At 36.4% G+C, this 15813-nt stretch carries 15 protein-coding genes; 2 read left to right on the forward strand and 13 right to left on the reverse strand.

The features are described from left to right. Positions 1–105 precede the first annotated feature (105 nt). Positions 106–597 (forward strand): Lrp/AsnC ligand binding domain-containing protein, encoded by a 492-nt coding sequence (locus tag IRT38_RS10030; RefSeq protein WP_194597600.1) that lies wholly within the window; start codon positions 106–108, stop codon positions 595–597. A gap of 43 nt (positions 598–640) precedes the next feature. On the opposite strand, the gene putP is transcribed toward IRT38_RS10030, so the two are convergent. The 6 genes from putP to IRT38_RS10060 all read right to left on the reverse strand — a co-directional run bounded on the left by putP (position 641) and on the right by IRT38_RS10060 (position 7856). Then, a complete protein-coding gene (gene putP, locus IRT38_RS10035; protein ID WP_004954704.1) occupies positions 641–2137 on the reverse strand; it encodes a sodium/proline symporter PutP in 1497 nt (498 codons plus the stop codon). Positions 2138–2782: 645 nt separating this feature from the next. Continuing rightward, entirely contained in the window at positions 2783–3157 is a 375-nt protein-coding gene (gene gcvH / locus IRT38_RS10040) for a glycine cleavage system protein GcvH (protein ID WP_004915409.1), read from the reverse strand. A gap of 96 nt (positions 3158–3253) precedes the next feature. After that, positions 3254–4279 (reverse strand): AraC family transcriptional regulator, encoded by a 1026-nt coding sequence (locus tag IRT38_RS10045; protein WP_194597601.1) that lies wholly within the window; start codon positions 4277–4279, stop codon positions 3254–3256. Positions 4280–4408: 129 nt separating this feature from the next. After that, entirely contained in the window at positions 4409–4849 is a 441-nt protein-coding gene (locus IRT38_RS10050; RefSeq protein WP_004954698.1) for a MaoC family dehydratase, read from the reverse strand. Next, a complete protein-coding gene (locus IRT38_RS10055) occupies positions 4849–6699 on the reverse strand; it encodes an ABC transporter ATP-binding protein (RefSeq protein WP_194597602.1) in 1851 nt (616 codons plus the stop codon). Before IRT38_RS10055 ends, IRT38_RS10050 begins: the two co-directional genes overlap by 1 nt. A 221-nt stretch (positions 6700–6920) precedes the next feature. Next, positions 6921–7856, reverse strand: a complete 936-nt coding sequence (locus IRT38_RS10060) for a metal-dependent hydrolase (protein WP_194597603.1) — start codon at positions 7854–7856, stop codon at positions 6921–6923. A gap of 272 nt (positions 7857–8128) precedes the next feature. Here IRT38_RS10060 and IRT38_RS10065 point away from each other — a divergent pair, with 272 nt between their 5' ends. Continuing rightward, positions 8129–8323 (forward strand): hypothetical protein, encoded by a 195-nt coding sequence (locus tag IRT38_RS10065; protein WP_005402717.1) that lies wholly within the window; start codon positions 8129–8131, stop codon positions 8321–8323. Positions 8324–8411: 88 nt separating this feature from the next. On the opposite strand, the gene IRT38_RS10070 is transcribed toward IRT38_RS10065, so the two are convergent. The 7 genes from IRT38_RS10070 to IRT38_RS10100 form a co-directional block, all read right to left on the reverse strand. Then, a complete protein-coding gene (locus tag IRT38_RS10070; RefSeq protein ID WP_194597604.1) occupies positions 8412–9674 on the reverse strand; it encodes a mechanosensitive ion channel family protein in 1263 nt (420 codons plus the stop codon). Between the two features lie 109 nt (positions 9675–9783). Beyond that, complete coding sequence (locus IRT38_RS10075) at positions 9784–10323, reverse strand: DUF2058 domain-containing protein (protein ID WP_194597605.1); 540 nt, start codon at positions 10321–10323, stop codon at positions 9784–9786. A 3-nt stretch (positions 10324–10326) separates the two neighbouring features. Then, positions 10327–11007 carry a YoaK family protein gene (locus IRT38_RS10080; protein ID WP_004954688.1) on the reverse strand — a complete coding sequence of 227 codons (681 nt, stop codon included), beginning with the start codon at positions 11005–11007 and terminating at the stop codon, positions 10327–10329. Between the two features lie 12 nt (positions 11008–11019). Continuing rightward, positions 11020–12216, reverse strand: coding sequence for a serine/threonine transporter SstT (sstT, locus tag IRT38_RS10085; protein ID WP_194597606.1), 1197 nt, complete (start codon positions 12214–12216; stop codon positions 11020–11022). 201 nt (positions 12217–12417) lie between these two features. Further along, positions 12418–14115, reverse strand: a complete 1698-nt coding sequence (locus IRT38_RS10090; protein ID WP_194597607.1) for a SulP family inorganic anion transporter — start codon at positions 14113–14115, stop codon at positions 12418–12420. 81 nt (positions 14116–14196) lie between these two features. Then, positions 14197–14508: an ArsR/SmtB family transcription factor gene (locus tag IRT38_RS10095; RefSeq protein ID WP_004915442.1), complete on the reverse strand. Its 312-nt coding sequence runs from the start codon at positions 14506–14508 to the stop codon at positions 14197–14199. A gap of 498 nt (positions 14509–15006) precedes the next feature. Next, positions 15007–15573 (reverse strand): TetR/AcrR family transcriptional regulator, encoded by a 567-nt coding sequence (locus IRT38_RS10100; protein WP_112987636.1) that lies wholly within the window; start codon positions 15571–15573, stop codon positions 15007–15009. Between the last annotated feature and the right edge of the window lie 240 nt (positions 15574–15813).

The raw sequence follows: 15813 nt of genomic DNA on the forward strand, positions 1-15813 counted from the left end.
CAATCTCTAGAACATATTGAGTAGAGAGGTTTAGATAATTTATGATTACAGAATAAAACCCGAGTAACTCACTATATTTAGTCCATTTTTTAGAGGAAAATTCAGTTGAATGGCCCTATTTCTACATTAGATCGAACAGATCTAAAAATTCTGGATATTCTTCAAACAGATGGAAGAATTTCTAACAGCAAATTAGCTGAATTAGTGAACCTATCTCCTACAGCCGTCATGGCTCGTGTGCAGAAGCTTACAAAGGATGAATTTATTCTAGGCTATGAAGCAAAGCTTAATCCAGCGAAGCTTAATGCGAATTTTTTAGTATTTGTTGAGGTACTGTTAGATAAAACGACCCCAAACGTACTTGATGATTTTATTGATGCAGTAACGCAATACTCTGAAATCGTGGAATGCCATATGGTGAGTGGAGGCTTTGATTTTCTAATCAAATTGCGCAGTGCCGGGATGGAGGAGTTTCGCCGCATTGCAGGGCAGATTTTGTGGCAGTTACCTGGTGTCAAAGAAACACGGAGTTATCCCGTGATGCAGGTTGTGAAGGATAGCTCGAAGATAAAAATCAAATCGAGGACAAAATTTTGAATCAAAAAAAGGGGCTTTAAAGCCCCTTAAATTTTTTGAAGAATTATTTCATGTCTCTAGCATAGATTTCTTCAGCTTGTTCAAAGCGGCTAGTAACATTTGCATTTGGTGCTTTACCAAGCAAACTTACAACCACGATGCTGACAAATGCGAATGCGAAACCTGGAATAATCTCGTAGATGCCTGTTTCACCGAAGAAGTTTTTCCAAACAATCACGGTAACTGCACCGACAACCATACCCACAAGTGCACCGTTCAATGTCATACGCTTCCAGAACAATGAAAGAATAATCAAAGGACCGAATGCTGCACCGAAACCAGCCCAAGCATAAGCAACCAAACCTAAAACTTTACTGTCAGGGTTTTGAGCTAACACCAGCGCAAGTAATGCAACTGCAAGTACCATTGCACGACCAATCCAAACGAGTTCTTTTTGAGACGCATTTTTACGGATAAAGCCTTTGTACAAATCTTCAGTCAAAGCACTTGAACATACCAGTAACTGACAGCTTAGCGTACTCATAATTGCAGATAGAATTGCAGCTAAGATTACACCTACAACCCAAGGGTTGAATAAGATTTTTGTGAGTTCCATGAATACTGTTTCATGGTTACCTGCTACCGCGGCAGCAAGTTCTGGGTGTTGCTGGAAGTAAGCGATACCAACGAAACCTGAACCAACAGCACCAGCTAAACATAGAATCATCCAAGTCATACCGATGCGACGAGCTGCTGGAATAGATTTTACTGAGTCAGCTGCCATGAAGCGTACCAGAATGTGAGGTTGACCAAAATAGCCTAAGCCCCATGCTGCTGCTGAGAGGATCGCAACAAAACTTAGATTCGAGACAAAGTCGTAAGCATGTGGGCGAGCAGTTTCTACCAAAGCAGTAAATTCTTCTGCGCCAATTCCTAATGACATGTATGTCACAATTGGAAGAAGCAATAAAGCGAAGATCATTAAACCTGCTTGGAAAGTATCCGTCCAGCTGATTGCTAAGAAGCCACCAACACACACATAGCCAATTGTTGCAAAAGCACCTAACCATAAGGCAGTTTCATAAGGCATATGGAATAGTGTTTCAAACAATCGAGCACCAGCAACCATGCCTGAAGCACAGTAAATTGCAAAGAAAACCAGAATGATCAACGCAGATGTGACACGCAAAATTTTCTTCTGATCATCAAAACGACCAGTGAAATAATCTGGTAATGTTAGTGCATTATTCTGTACTTCGGTATGAACGCGTAGACGTCCAGCAACCAAATACCAGTTAAGCCATGCACCGATGATTAGCCCGATCGCAATCCATGATTCTGATAATCCAGTCAAGTAAATGGCACCAGGTAAACCCATGAGTAACCAACCACTCATATCCGATGCACCAGCAGATAAAGCGGTGACAAAACTACCTAGACTACGTCCTCCGAGAATATAATCATCTAGGTTTTTGGTGGAGAAATAGGCGTATAAACCTATACCGAGCATGGCAAGAATATATACCACGAACACAACAACGGTGGGATTAGAAAAATTCATAATGGATGCTTGTCCTTACATATCCATAATTTTGCAATCACATCTGAATAGCCAAAAATGATTTACTATTCTAATAAGACTGATAAGGTCACAGATTCAATCACGAATGATTTTTAAAAAACTGTTATAATTGTGTATATGAACTGTATTGTTTGTGTAATTTAAATTAAGTGTATGAATTTTAATTTCTTTATTAAATAAATTAGACTTTTTTATCATAACAAATGTATTTTATTTGGCTGAAAAATATTCAAAGTATTCACATCTGTTACAAAGTTGAAACATTTACTTTTAAAATTAAAAAAATATACGAGAAGCATCGGCTTGAGTAGCTGATTTAAGTCGAAGTTTTGCAGTTTATTATCTCAAAATGCTTATATTTTGAACTATAAATTAAAGTTTATGACTAATATTCTGAGTTTTTAAGATAATCAAAATGCTTATGCAAAAGTTTTTATAAAGTTTTAGATGCTAAACATCATGGTTTTGCTTGCGATAACTCGGCTATTTATAGTTGTTTTAGAACAATACTTGTTCACCAGTTGTTAGCTTTAGTAAATGGGCTTAACCTCATCAAACTTTTTATAACTATCTAATAAAAAACCCAGTGATCAAACACTGGGTTTTTTTAAATATAATCGAAAATTACAAACCTGATTCATACTCTGTATTTGAAAGTAATTTTTCAACATCAGCCATATTGTCTGGTTTGATTTTGTAAATCCAACCTTTTCCATATGGTTCTTCATTGACAAAGTCAGGATCATCTTCAAGTGCAGTATTTACTTCAACCACAGTTCCTGAAATAGGAGCATGGATGTCAGAAGCTGTTTTTACAGATTCAACAATTCCAGCTTGTTCAGTAGCCGTAACTTGGCTGCCAACTTCTGGAGTTTCTACATATACTAAATCACCTAACTCATCTTGAGCGTGATCAGTAATACCTGTAACAACAAGGTCACCCTCGATTCTTACCCATTCATGCGTGCGCGCATATTTCAAATCTTCTGGATGATTCATGACAACTCCTTAAAAATCTGTCTCATCATTTTTGTTTGGCTTTATACAGGTTTTTCAATAAAAACAAAAGCATCAATAAATGATGCACTGAAAATATTACAAATATGGGTCTTTGCGCCAGTTACTCGGACTACGACCACTCCAGCGTTTGAATGCACGACTGAAGTTAGCGACATCAGAATAACCTAATTCATCTGCAATTTGTTCCAAACTGTAATCTGTTCGGGAGAGCAGAGAAGTCGCATGACGATATCGAACTTCATCGACTAGTGTTGAAAAAGATGTTCCTTCAGCAGCTAATTGTCGTTTGAGGGTACGGTCAGACATATGAAGGCGTTCTGCAACACTCTCAATACTTAAATAGTGTTGCTCAGAATTGGTTAAAATATCACGAACACGCATCGCTAGACGACGACGCTCACCCAATGCTGATAATTCAGATTCACATTGGTTAATTGCGATTTGGCTTGCGATTGGATCAGCATTCACCATTTTTAAACCAAGATATTTTTTATCAAAACTCGATATTAAATGTGGCTGGTTAAAACGGATCGTACTATTCAACTTGTCTTTATATTTATCAAAACCTTCGGGTTCTGGAAAATCTAGATCCACTTCACTTTGAAGATCTTCAATACCAGTTAATGCCTTTGCCATGGTCATGATGCCAATCGTCAGCCCTAGAATAATCTCCGTTCTGAGTGGCTCTAAATCAATATCACATTGCAGTTGTAGGGTGGCTTTGGGACCAAAAGTCGAGAAATAAAGTTGTAAAAAAGGTAAGCGTAATTGGATGAAACGACTCGCAAGGGCTATCGCATCAGTAATTTCATGTGCGGTCATAATGGCATAGCCAATAAAACCGTGAATTGAAATACGCATCTGTGTGCCTAAGTGAAAGCCAAGTGTACTTTCACCTGTCAGGCGTAATGCATGTTTTACTAATTCGTTTGCTACAGGTGTTGGAATTCTATAGTTAGGATCTGCTAGAAGTTCGCTAGTCAAATGAAATGGAGCAAATAAAGTTTCATCGTTGTATCCCCAACGTGAAACGACATCTAATAGCAATAAGCCGTAAACGCCTGGTATTCCTTGATCTTGACGAGTTGAGGTTGTTTTCATGTGCTTTCCGTGGCGCTCATCAATTTTTGCCCATATCTTTTAAACATCTAGGTCTCGAACATATTTGCATGAAATAAAAGATTGAATCATAAAAATTGTTGGACAAGAGAGTCACCAAATGTTCAAAAATCAAGAAGGTTTTCTAAAAACCATAATTTTGGTAGTAGATATTAATAACACATCACCGTGTTGGTTCAAAGCCTGTGTTACGTAGCTGACGATACCACGATCATTTTTGGTTTTTGATGGCACAATTGCAGTAATTTCAACTTCCACATGGATTTTATCGCCAACCCGTGTTGGCCTTGGCCAACGTAAACTTGACTCTGAACCCAGTAAACCGCCTGCAATAGGGAAACACTCAGTCCAAAGACGCATCGTTACGGCTGATGTATGCCAACCACTTGCAGCTAAGCCTTGAAAAATTGGATGTTGAGCTGCTGCTTGTTCATCGAGATGAAAGGGTTGAGGGTCGTATTGACTTGCAAACTGTTTAACTTCTTCAAGTGTCATTTCATACTCACGACTGATGAAACGATCTCCAATTTTCAAATCTTCTAAATACAACATTATTCTTTATCCTGCTGAGTTACTCGTTGCTCAACAAGAAAACCGCCTGTTTGACGTTTCCATAGTTGGGCATACAAGCCATCATTTGCAATGAGTTGCTCATGTGTGCCTTGCTCGACAATTTTGCCTTGATCAAGAACAATGAGACGATCCATTTGTGCAATAGTAGATAATCGGTGTGCAATTGCAATAACCGTTTTGCCTACCATCAAGTCATTTAAACTGCTTTGAATTGCGGCTTCAACTTCAGAATCTAAAGCACTGGTTGCTTCATCAAGTATCAAAATAGGGGCGTCTTTGAGGAAAACTCTCGATATTGCAATACGTTGGCGTTGTCCACCTGATAGTTTGACACCACGTTCACCCACATATGCATCGAAGCCTACACGACCTTTTTGATCACTTAGTTGAGGAATAAACTCATCAGCCTTTGCTTTTTTAACTGCTTGATATACTTCATCAAGGGTAGCGTTTGGTCGACCATATTTAATATTTTCCGCAACAGTGCGATGTAGTAGAGAGGTGTCTTGGGTGACCAGTGCAATATTTGCACGGAGACTATCTTGAGTCACTTGATGGATATCTTGACTATCGATAAGAATACGACCCTGATGAATCGAATAAAAATGTAGAAGCAGTTGGATTAACGTTGATTTTCCTGCTCCTGATCGACCTACAATGCCAATTTTCTCACCAGGTTTGATGGTTAGATTAAAGTGATCAATAACGTTTTTCTCGTTATAAGCAAAACTGACATTTTCAAAACTAATTTCACCATGAGGGACTTTGAGTTCAGTCGCATCTGGTTTATCTTGAATCTCGATTGGCTTACCTAATGTTTTCATACCATCTTGAATCGTACCTACGTTCTCAAAAAGCATGGTGACATGCCACATGATAAACTCAGCTAAGCTATCAAGTTTAAGTACCATTGCGGTTGTGGCCGCGATTACGCCTAGTGCAGCTTGGCCTTCGGTCCAAAGCCAAACTGATGTACCAATAACACTAATAAAGAGAAATGCGCTAAGAAGACGAATACAGATTTGATATTTGACAGCCAATCGCATTTGCTTATAAACAGTCACCATGAATTCTTTCATGGATTCTTTTGCATATTGGCTTTCACGACCAGCATGTGCAAACAATTTCACTGTTTGAATATTGGTGTATGCATCAGTAACACGTCCTGTCATCACAGCTCGTGCATCGGCTTGCTCTTGAGAGACGCGACCTAGTCGAGGAATAAAGTAGCTCGCGATACCGATAAACAATGCCAACCATAAAAGTAATGGAACAATAAGTACAGGCGAAATTGAGCCAAGTACAAGACTAATCGTAATGAAATAGATAAGTACATAGACCAACATGTCGCCTAAAATCATCCAAAATTCACGCACAGCTAAAGCTGTTTGCATAACTTTGGCAGAGAGTCGACCTGCAAAATCCGTATGGAAGAAATCTAAACTTTGTTGTAAGAGTAAATTGTGAAAGCGCCAACGCATACGCATTGGGAAATTACTAAATAAAACCTGATGTTTAATAATTGATTGAATACTTACAAAAAATATATTCGCAAATAAAATGCTAATAAGGATAGTCAGATTCTGTTGATTTGTTGCTAGAAAGGTATCTGGTTGGCTTTTACTGAGCCAATCAACCAGTTTTCCGATATATGAAAAAAATAAAGCTTCAAAACAAGCAGCAGCTGCAGCACATAAAATCAGTAAAAATAAAAAAGGTCGAACGCCCTCAGTGGCTTGCCAAACAAAGGCAAAAAAAGTGGTTGGTAATGGTTTGTTTAAGTCTTTTGTTGGATAAGGATCAACTAATTTCTCAAACCATTGCAACATCTAAACTTTCCCCTTGACCCAAAGTACTAACTCAACTTCAACCTGTAGCATATCAGAAAAAATGTATAGAAAATCACAAAAGGCAAAAATGATAACGAATGGTAAAATTGATAAAGTTATAGCCCGTAATTAAGTGAAACTAAATTTACCATTGCAAGGGAGGAAAGATAATTTAAAGTCTACTTTAAATTATCTTTTTTGTTTTGATCTAAACTTAAACCTTAACTGACTTTTGAGCGATGGTCTTGTTGCTCAAAGAACTTGACGGCAGGAGATTGAGCCATATATGCCAATGCTTGTTCTGTATTGCCTTCATCGACAGGATTAAACTTCGGAGAAACCCAGCGTAGCGTTGCTTTCCACAAATATTTAATCGTAGGAAGATGGTCTGTTTGAGTCGCAGTTTTTTCAAACTCGCGAATGAAATTAAAGAAACTTTGGCGAACGAGCTTTTGCATTTTCTCATTCTCTAAATCTTGAGTTGCTAAACCACGGGCAAAATCAGCAAGTAGATAAATGAACAGAGGAAAGATCACCATCATGATCGCTTGACGAGATAGATAGAAGCCAAATTTATTTTTTACAAGATGCTCAAATAAATCATAGGCTACACAACGATGTTCTACTTCTTCAGCTAGATGCCAACGAAACAAATCAGCCATCGCTGGGTCTGCTGAATCCCAAGACTTACTTTCTAGTGTCCATTGACCAATAGTTCCAGTGAAATGTTCAATCGCAGCGATAATACCAACACGGAATAATAACCAATATTCTTCAAGTGCTTTATTTCTAAGTATTGGAAGTCCCAAATGCTTATCACCTAAAAGTATATTAAATAAGAAGTGGGCACGATTTAGTTGATCTTGAACGTCGTAGCCATTTTCCCTTAAAAAATCTTGTACATTTTCATGAGCGCGAGCATGAGTAGCTTCTTGGCGAATAAATCCAATAACATCTTCTTTTAATTTTTCATCTGTTATGAGAGGGATGGTTTTATTAAATACGCGACAAAACCAAAATTCACCAGCAGGTAAAAGCATGTTGATTCCATTTGCCACATGAGAACAAAGTGGATCGTTTTTCATCCAGCACACTGAAGATTCTGAGAAGTCGAAATGCACTTTTCTTGCTTTGATTTGGTGGCTTTCTAAAATCATATATGTCACCCAAATGAAATTACGAATTATTTTGATGCATCATTTTTAGCATTGCATCAAGTTGCATTCCATGTGCTTTGAGGACGAATAAGCATCATTTCCTAGTGTCTAATGATAAAAATAGGCAGCCAAGTAGATGGATCAACTCAAAATCAAGATTTTATTGAATCTAACTTTTGTTTTATTAAAACTATGCGATAAAAAACCAAAATTGATTCATCAGAGGGGTATATACTGAGAGTGAAATACAAAAACTGAATAGGATAAAGAATATGTTGTTAAAGTTTACGGTTCGATTTGTCGCTGTTTTATTTTCAGTCTTAATTATTACAGCACTTTCAATTCACTTTTTCTTTTCCGAGAAAATCGTTACGGATTTATGGATTATTGTCGTTCCTGTAATTTTAGGTATACCTATGCTCACAGCAATTACGCTTACTAAAGATGAAGAGTTAAATTTGTCTTAGTTTAAAAGAGCTTAAACTGACTTTAAAATACTTAATAGCCCGAGAGGTATAGTTACTACACCTTTCAGGTTATTTTTATATGGGTACCTTAAACTATTTGCTCAACGTTATTTGTATTTTGATGATTCAAAGCTTGAAAATCATGTCCTGATGGAGCTTGATAAATTCTCAGTCCAAACTCTGGGATAATTGCAATTAAGTGATCAAAAATATCAGATTGGATTGCCTCATAAGAAGCCCATGCAATTGTATTGGTGAATGCATAAATTTCTAAAGGTAGTCCTTCGCTTGTAGGTTGTAACTGACGCACCAGAATAGTTTGATGCTGTGCGATACCTTGATGTTGACGTAAGTAAAATTCAACATATGCTCTAAATGTACCAACATTTGTCAAACGTCGCTTGTTGTATTGCGATTGATTGCTGAGTTGTTTGTTAAACTCATCAATTTCAGACTGTTTTGCATCTAAATATTGATCTAATAATAAAAACTCTTTTAACTTCTGTTGTTCTGTATCTGTCATAAAGTGAACAGTGCTTTGATCAAGAAAAATTGAACGTTTTATGCGGCGGCAACCTGAGTTACTCATCCCGCGCCAGTTTCTAAATGTATCAGTCACAAGTTTGTTGGTTGGGATGGTAGTAAACGTTTTATCAAAGTTTTGTACCGTCACAGTATGTAATGACATATCAATTACGTCACCATCAGCGTTTAGTGATGGCATTTCAATCCAGTCACCAATGCGCACCATGTCATAAGAAGATATTTGAATACTAGCAACTAATGACAGAATCGTGTTTTGGAAAACTAACATTAACACCGCTGCCATCGCACCAAATCCAGCCAATAAAGTAAATACATCTTTTTTGAGGAAGGTGCCTAGGATCATCAGACCACAAACGACAAATAGGATTAACTTGATGAGTTGAAGATAACCTTTGATGGGTTTGTTTCTGGATTTTGGGTTACGTTGATAAAGTAAGTTAAAAATATTGAGTGCTTCACTAACCGTTAAGGCTAGAGTCAGGAAAATAAATGCCTGAGCACCCATTTGTACAAATGTAATCACTTTGGCTGGGAGATGCGGAATGGTCGTAATACCATTCATAATCACAATAGCAGGGACGATATTTGCAAAGCGACGAGTAATACTGTGTTGCGCAAAGATTGATTGATTTGGTGATTTTAATTTGGTGATTAAATGTCTAATACCACGAACGATAATTCTTTTAGCAATAAAGTTTGCCAAAGCGGCAAAGAAAATCAGAATAGATAATGCGACTAACATTTCTAGCCAAGGGTATTGGCTCAATTCAGTTCGAATATCGCTAATAAAATTAAAATAATTCAAAATAAAAACACCTTAAAATTCTTTAATGCGAGAATTGTAAGGTGTTGAATCGAATTCTGATAATTTGCTGACAGTTTATATACGAACTGTAAGGTGTTATTACATTCAATTACCACATCAGATCATCAGGTATCACATATGCTGCGTAAGGATCTTCTTCATCTGTAGTTTGGTCATTTTTCTCATCTTTATTATTAACCAAAATGAAGCCTTGCATTTTTTGATCAATTTTCTCGGCTAAAGCCTTTGGTAGATAAGCGTATTGTTCCTGATTTTTTGCGACAACAAGAGAACCTGATACCAGCGCATTATAAATTTGTTGATTGATGTAAACTTTTTTGATCTTGTTCTCATCAATAAATTGATAAGCAATATCACCCTCTGTATTTTCAACTTTATGTTGTTTGATCATTTGAATGATCGAGGCTTTCAACGCTTTTTCTTCAAGAATTTTTTGCTTTTCTAAATTTAATGCCTGATCTTTTGCTAATTTCTCTTGTTTTGCACGATCAATTTCAGCTTTTAATTCAGCATCATCATTTTGTCCAGTGCGCTGTTCGTGCTGAGCTTGTTTGGTTAGTTTCTTCGCTTTTTTATTATCAACTAAGCCCGCTTTAAGCAATTGAGCTTGTAATGCATTTTTTACCATAATTCAATCCAAATCTGAGTGTGATGAAGAGCGAAAATAAACGATCCAATAAGTCATACTTAATACAAGACTCAGTCCTGCAGGTATGAGAAAAGTTTGTAATTTTAAATAAGGATAAAGCAAACTGGCAATCAATCCACCCACTAAAAAACCCGTAAAAATTAGAAAATGTAAAAAAATACGCCTATTTTCAATTTTTAAACCTCGAACTTTGTAGCCAATTGTCAAACCAATATCTGTCAAAACTCCAGACAGATGTGTGGTGCGAATGATTGCTCCTTTGTAATGGCTAACCATTGCATTTTGAACACCCATTGCAACGCAAGCCCAAAGAAGACCATAACGAGGAAAGTAAGGGAGGAGCAGCCATGTGAGGAATAAAAATATAGCAACAAGACTGAGCGGAAATCCATAATGGTGACCAAAAGTCACATTACTATTTCCTAAAATCAGTCCACTATAAAAGGAACCAATAACGAAACAAATAACGACTAAAGCTAAGTAAATAAAGTGGTCAGGTTGCCAGTCCAGTAAGCTCATTGCAAGCATACTGACATTTCCAGTCATATGAGAAACAGATTGATGAAGAACGGTAAATAAACCTAAAACGTTTACCATTCCTGCATTCAATGCCAATAAAAAAGCACCGATTTGAATCCAGTTTGGTAAACGTTGTAAAGGCATAATAACCTACGATTATTGACGGTTACGAAAATCTACTGCAGCAGTGAATAAAACATCAGTCGATGAGTTTAATGCAGTTTCAGTTGAGTCCTGCAAAACACTAATAATCATACCAATAGCAACCACTTGCATTGCGACTTCTGATGATATACCAAATAGACTACATGCAACAGGGATTAGCAATAAAGAACCACCAGCAACACCAGATGCACCACAAGCAGATACTGTGGCAACAACTGATAAAATAAGCATTGTGCTTAAATCAACGTGAATACCCAACGTATGTACTGCAGCTAATGTTAATACAGTGATGGTTACAGCTGCACCCGCCATATTTACAGTAGCGCCTAAAGGAATCGAAACACTCGCAGTTGCTTCATTGACACCCAAACGATGAGCTAAATCTAAATTCACAGGAATATTCGCTGCTGAGCTGCGCGTGAAAAAAGCAGTAATACCACTTTCTTTCAAACATTTGAAAACTAATGGATAAGGATTCGAGCGCATTGTAATTCCAACAAGAATTGGATTAATTACAAGAGCAACGAAGAACATCGTACCAAGAAGTACCATAAGTAAATGGGCATAACTTGAAAGAGTAGCCAAACCTGCATCAGCAAAAGTAACAGCGACTAAACCGAAAATACCGATTGGAGCGAATCCAATAACAACATGAATGATTTTATTGACCGCATCTGCAACATCTGTAAGTACTTTTTTGGTTGTATCAGAACTATGACGCAATGCGATGCCTAAACCAATTGCCCAAGCTAAAATTCCAATGAAGTTTGCTTCACTAATTGCTTGTACTGGGTTTGCAATAAAGCTTAAAAGAAGATTTTTTAAGATTTCAGCTAAACTACCAGGTGCTTGTAGTTCTGATTGTGTAGTTAGATGAAGAAACAACTGACTCGGGAAAACAATACTTGCAATCACTGCACTAAATGCAGCGAGTAGCATACCGACTACATAGAGGGTCATGACAGGTTTTAAGTTTGAATGCTGTCCAACTTTAAAATTCGCAATTGAAGATAACACAAGCACGAAAACTAAAATGGGTGCAACAGACTTCAAAGCTTTAATAAACAATTCACCCAATAAACTTAAATAAGGTGTAACGTTAGGAAACAGCATTGCCACGCCAATTCCTAAAAAAATAGCGATAATAATTTTGGTAACTAAACTTAAGCGAGACAGTACACTAAACATATAAAGGCCTTACAAACCCATGTGCGGTTTAAGGTTAAACAAGCGCCGTATTCTATACCTAAGCACCCTGAATAATAAAATTTTTTTTGATGATGAATTACTTAAAAAATTGCGTAAAAATTAACATAATGTTTTTGCAAATGTTTTATCAGAAAGCATTTTATCTTTTTGCATAAAAAAACAGCATTTATTACTGTCCTCTTAATTTTTTTCAATAGGAGATATGCTTTGAACTGCCTGATAATGCGAAAGAAAAATTTCACCTGTTAGTTCATCCACAAGCTTTGATCTTCTTAAACGATCCATCACAGGACTCTTCACTTCAGACAGGTGTAGTTTAATATTAAGACGCGCGAGTTCCTTATTTAACTCTTCCAACATTTCTAATGCACTAAGATCGATGTTGCTGATGCTTGAGCAATTTATAATCACATGTCGGATTTCTGCATTTTGACTAAGTTCAGTAATCACATAGCCTTTTAATACGTGTGCATTTAAGAAGCTTAGGTTTTCATCAATACGAAAAGAGGCAATAGTCGGAACAGTAATGACATCATAGCGTGATACATTTCTAAAGTGTTGAGTTCCTTCTATCAGACCGATCACAGCTATATGTGGACGGCTGACACGCCATAGCAACATGATAAAAGTAAGACCAATACCAATAATCAGACCTGTAGAAATATCAATAAATGTTACACCGAGGAAGGTTATTAACATCGCAAAACCATCTGCCTTTGAATATTTCCATGTTTCGATAAAGGGAGCGATAGTGATGAGTTTCCAAATGGAGACTAAAATGGTAGCGGCTAATACTGTTAGGGGAAGAGTTTCAAAGATACCTGTAAAATACAAGCAGACTAAAATCATAGTGAGAGAGGAGAGGATGCCTGAAATCGGTGTTTTTGCACCTGCATCACTATTTACCACAGTGCGTGACAAGCTACCTGAAACCGCAAAGCCATTATTAATACTTGCTGCGATGTTTGCGAATCCTAAAGCAATGAGTTCTTGACTACTATTTAAGTCATCACGTTTCTGTAGAGCAGTGGCCTGAGCGATTGCAAGAGATTCTACAAAGCTGATCATGGCAATCATAAACGCGCTAGGTAAGAGCTTAAAAGCAAGCTCAGAACCCCATGACGGAAAATAAAAATGTGGTAAACCACTCGGGATAGTGCCGACGGTTTTTAAACTATTTTGTTCCAGATCAAATATTGCAACGATAATGATCGATGAGATAACAACGATTAATGGGATAATTCGAGCCAGGAAAACTGAGTGCACAAATTTTGGTAAAAACACTAAAATTAATATGGCGGCACAACTGAAAATCAAACTGATTAAGCTAAGTTCTTGTATATGTTTGACTAAGCTAGAAATAAATTCAGGAATATTATTTGACTGAAGAGGTATGTCTAATAAAAACTTAAGTTGCCCGAGAGCAATCAGTAATGCAGAAGCAATGATAAAACTTTGAATAACTGGATGGCTAATCAATTGTATTAAAAAACCAAAGCGCAATAATCCTAGAACTAGCGAGATTACTCCTACCATCATGCTCAATAGATAAACCGCTTCGATGTATTGCTGACTACCGACAGGGAATAATGGATTTAGTGTTGCAAAGACCATCATCGAAATGATTGCAACAGGACCAATCGATAGCGTAGTGCTGCTGCCAGTGAAAGCATAAACAATCATCGGCAATATGCTTGCATAAATACCCATAACAGGTGGCAAACCAGCAAGCATCGCATAAGCCATACCTTGTGGTACTAACATTGCGAGAACGATAAAAGCAGCAATCAAATCGGATTTAAAGCTCGATATTTGATACGTTTTTAGCCATTTAAAAGCTGGAAAAAGAGTGCTTATACTCAAATCTATTTTTTTCATGCATATCAAAGTTTATATCGTTATAACGATATTATGCAGGAAAAGCCAATAGCTTAAAATTTAAATCTAACTTTATGAACGTTAAATATTTGGACAGTAGTTCTCATACAATGTTGTTAACACAACTTGTAACTTAGGATCACTAATGGAGTAGAAAATTTGCTTTCCTTCACGACGTGTTGAGACAACTTTGCTTTTTCTTAGCATCATCAGCTGCTGAGATAAGGTCGGCTGGAAAATCTGAGTTTGTTCTTCAATCTGAGATACATTTAACTCTTGTTTAGCTAAATGGCACAAAATAATTAGACGATCTGTGTTAGCTAGAGATTTAAGCACATTTACTATTGAACTTGCTGATTCTCTCATTGCTTCAATCTCAAGACTTGTTTGCATATTCACCTCATCTAACTGCACTAAAGTTTAGTATAAAATGGCTAAAAGGTAAAAATGTAGTAAAAGTGGATAAATGCAATGGTTTTTAGTGAAGATGTATATAAGAAAAAATGATAAGTGAACTCAATTTTAATCGCGAGTTGGTAATTTTACGGAAAAAGAGATTTAGTTTACTTTTCTTGTTTTTTGATTGTGATTGGAAAAACTGATTTTCTTTTAAATAAACTAAACAATAAAAATATGTAATTAATTTAAATAAAGAATATAAAAAATTTAAAAAAAAGATTGCGAAAGTTACTTATAGGTGTATACTTTTAAACAAGACAGAATGATCTGTCTGCATAAAAAGGATCGGGATGTGCAATTTGTACGACCGCCAGAGGGTAATAATATTTATTATTCTTTCCGACTCAGACGCAAGCGTGAGATATTCTAATAACTATAAATCACGCTTTACTTTTTTCTTCTCTTTTACTCATTTTTATAAAAAGCGCTGACTTAAGGCAACGCTTTTTCGAAAGCAATTAAATGCTCAACTCGCATCCAATATTCATCCATATCAACAGAATGTCTATTAATTTGTGCTTGAATGGTCATCCCATCCAAGATACTTACGATTAATGTCGCAAGATGAGATGGGTTTCGGATACCAATATTGGTCAGCAAACCTTGAATAAGTGTGGTTAACCAAATTTTGTATTTTGTTGCCGGTTCTAATGTTGATGGGTAAATCTTAATCACTTCTTCCAAAGCTTTCTGAAACATACAGCCATTAAAATCTTCACTGTTGAACCAAGCTTCATACCATTTAAAAATAGTTTTGAGTTGACTCATGTAATCATTTGGATCACAAGCGGATAGTGAGGCATTTAATGATGTTTGCAAATTGATATTACGTTGCTGTAGGCATTCTTCGATTAATTTTTCCTTTGATGGGAAGTATTTATAGAATGTCATTTTGGCTACGCCAGATTCACTAATAATACGATCAACCCCAATCGAATTATAGCTATGCGAATTAAAGAGTTTTAAAGCAGTGTTAATAATATCTTCTTTTTTTGACATACATAGCCTCAAGTTTGCTCATTGCCACACAGAGCATTGTTTTTGCATCCTGTTATGCAATTTTGGCAGGAATTTTACATGGTATTGGTCAATTATCATAGGGAAAAATGGCTTTATTTATTTAACTGTTTTTTTAATTAACAACTGTAAATATATGATAAAAATAAGGAGTTGAAAATATGGAAATATTTATAATAATCAAATTATTGCATATATTTCTTTTTTTTAATTTTTATATAT

It is taken from the genome of Acinetobacter sp. SK-43 (genome assembly GCF_015351505.1).
GTDB lineage: Bacteria > Pseudomonadota > Gammaproteobacteria > Pseudomonadales > Moraxellaceae > Acinetobacter > Acinetobacter junii.

What these genes read in the sequence shown, in the direction of transcription:
- putP (WP_004954704.1), bottom strand. Translation starts at nt 2,137, where the DNA reads ATGAATTTTTCTAATCCCACCGTTGTTGTGTTCGTGGTATATATTCTT.
- gcvH (WP_004915409.1), bottom strand. Translation starts at nt 3,157, where the DNA reads ATGAATCATCCAGAAGATTTGAAATATGCGCGCACGCATGAATGGGTA.
- IRT38_RS10045 (WP_194597601.1), bottom strand. Translation starts at nt 4,279, where the DNA reads ATGAAAACAACCTCAACTCGTCAAGATCAAGGAATACCAGGCGTTTAC.
- IRT38_RS10050 (WP_004954698.1), bottom strand. Translation starts at nt 4,849, where the DNA reads ATGTTGTATTTAGAAGATTTGAAAATTGGAGATCGTTTCATCAGTCGT.
- IRT38_RS10055 (WP_194597602.1), bottom strand. Translation starts at nt 6,699, where the DNA reads ATGTTGCAATGGTTTGAGAAATTAGTTGATCCTTATCCAACAAAAGAC.
- IRT38_RS10060 (WP_194597603.1), bottom strand. Translation starts at nt 7,856, where the DNA reads ATGATTTTAGAAAGCCACCAAATCAAAGCAAGAAAAGTGCATTTCGAC.
- IRT38_RS10065 (WP_005402717.1), top strand. Translation starts at nt 8,129, where the DNA reads ATGTTGTTAAAGTTTACGGTTCGATTTGTCGCTGTTTTATTTTCAGTC.
- IRT38_RS10075 (WP_194597605.1), bottom strand. Translation starts at nt 10,323, where the DNA reads ATGGTAAAAAATGCATTACAAGCTCAATTGCTTAAAGCGGGCTTAGTT.
- IRT38_RS10080 (WP_004954688.1), bottom strand. Translation starts at nt 11,007, where the DNA reads ATGCCTTTACAACGTTTACCAAACTGGATTCAAATCGGTGCTTTTTTA.
- sstT (WP_194597606.1), bottom strand. Translation starts at nt 12,216, where the DNA reads ATGTTTAGTGTACTGTCTCGCTTAAGTTTAGTTACCAAAATTATTATC.
- IRT38_RS10090 (WP_194597607.1), bottom strand. Translation starts at nt 14,115, where the DNA reads ATGAAAAAAATAGATTTGAGTATAAGCACTCTTTTTCCAGCTTTTAAA.
- IRT38_RS10095 (WP_004915442.1), bottom strand. Translation starts at nt 14,508, where the DNA reads ATGCAAACAAGTCTTGAGATTGAAGCAATGAGAGAATCAGCAAGTTCA.
- IRT38_RS10100 (WP_112987636.1), bottom strand. Translation starts at nt 15,573, where the DNA reads ATGTCAAAAAAAGAAGATATTATTAACACTGCTTTAAAACTCTTTAAT.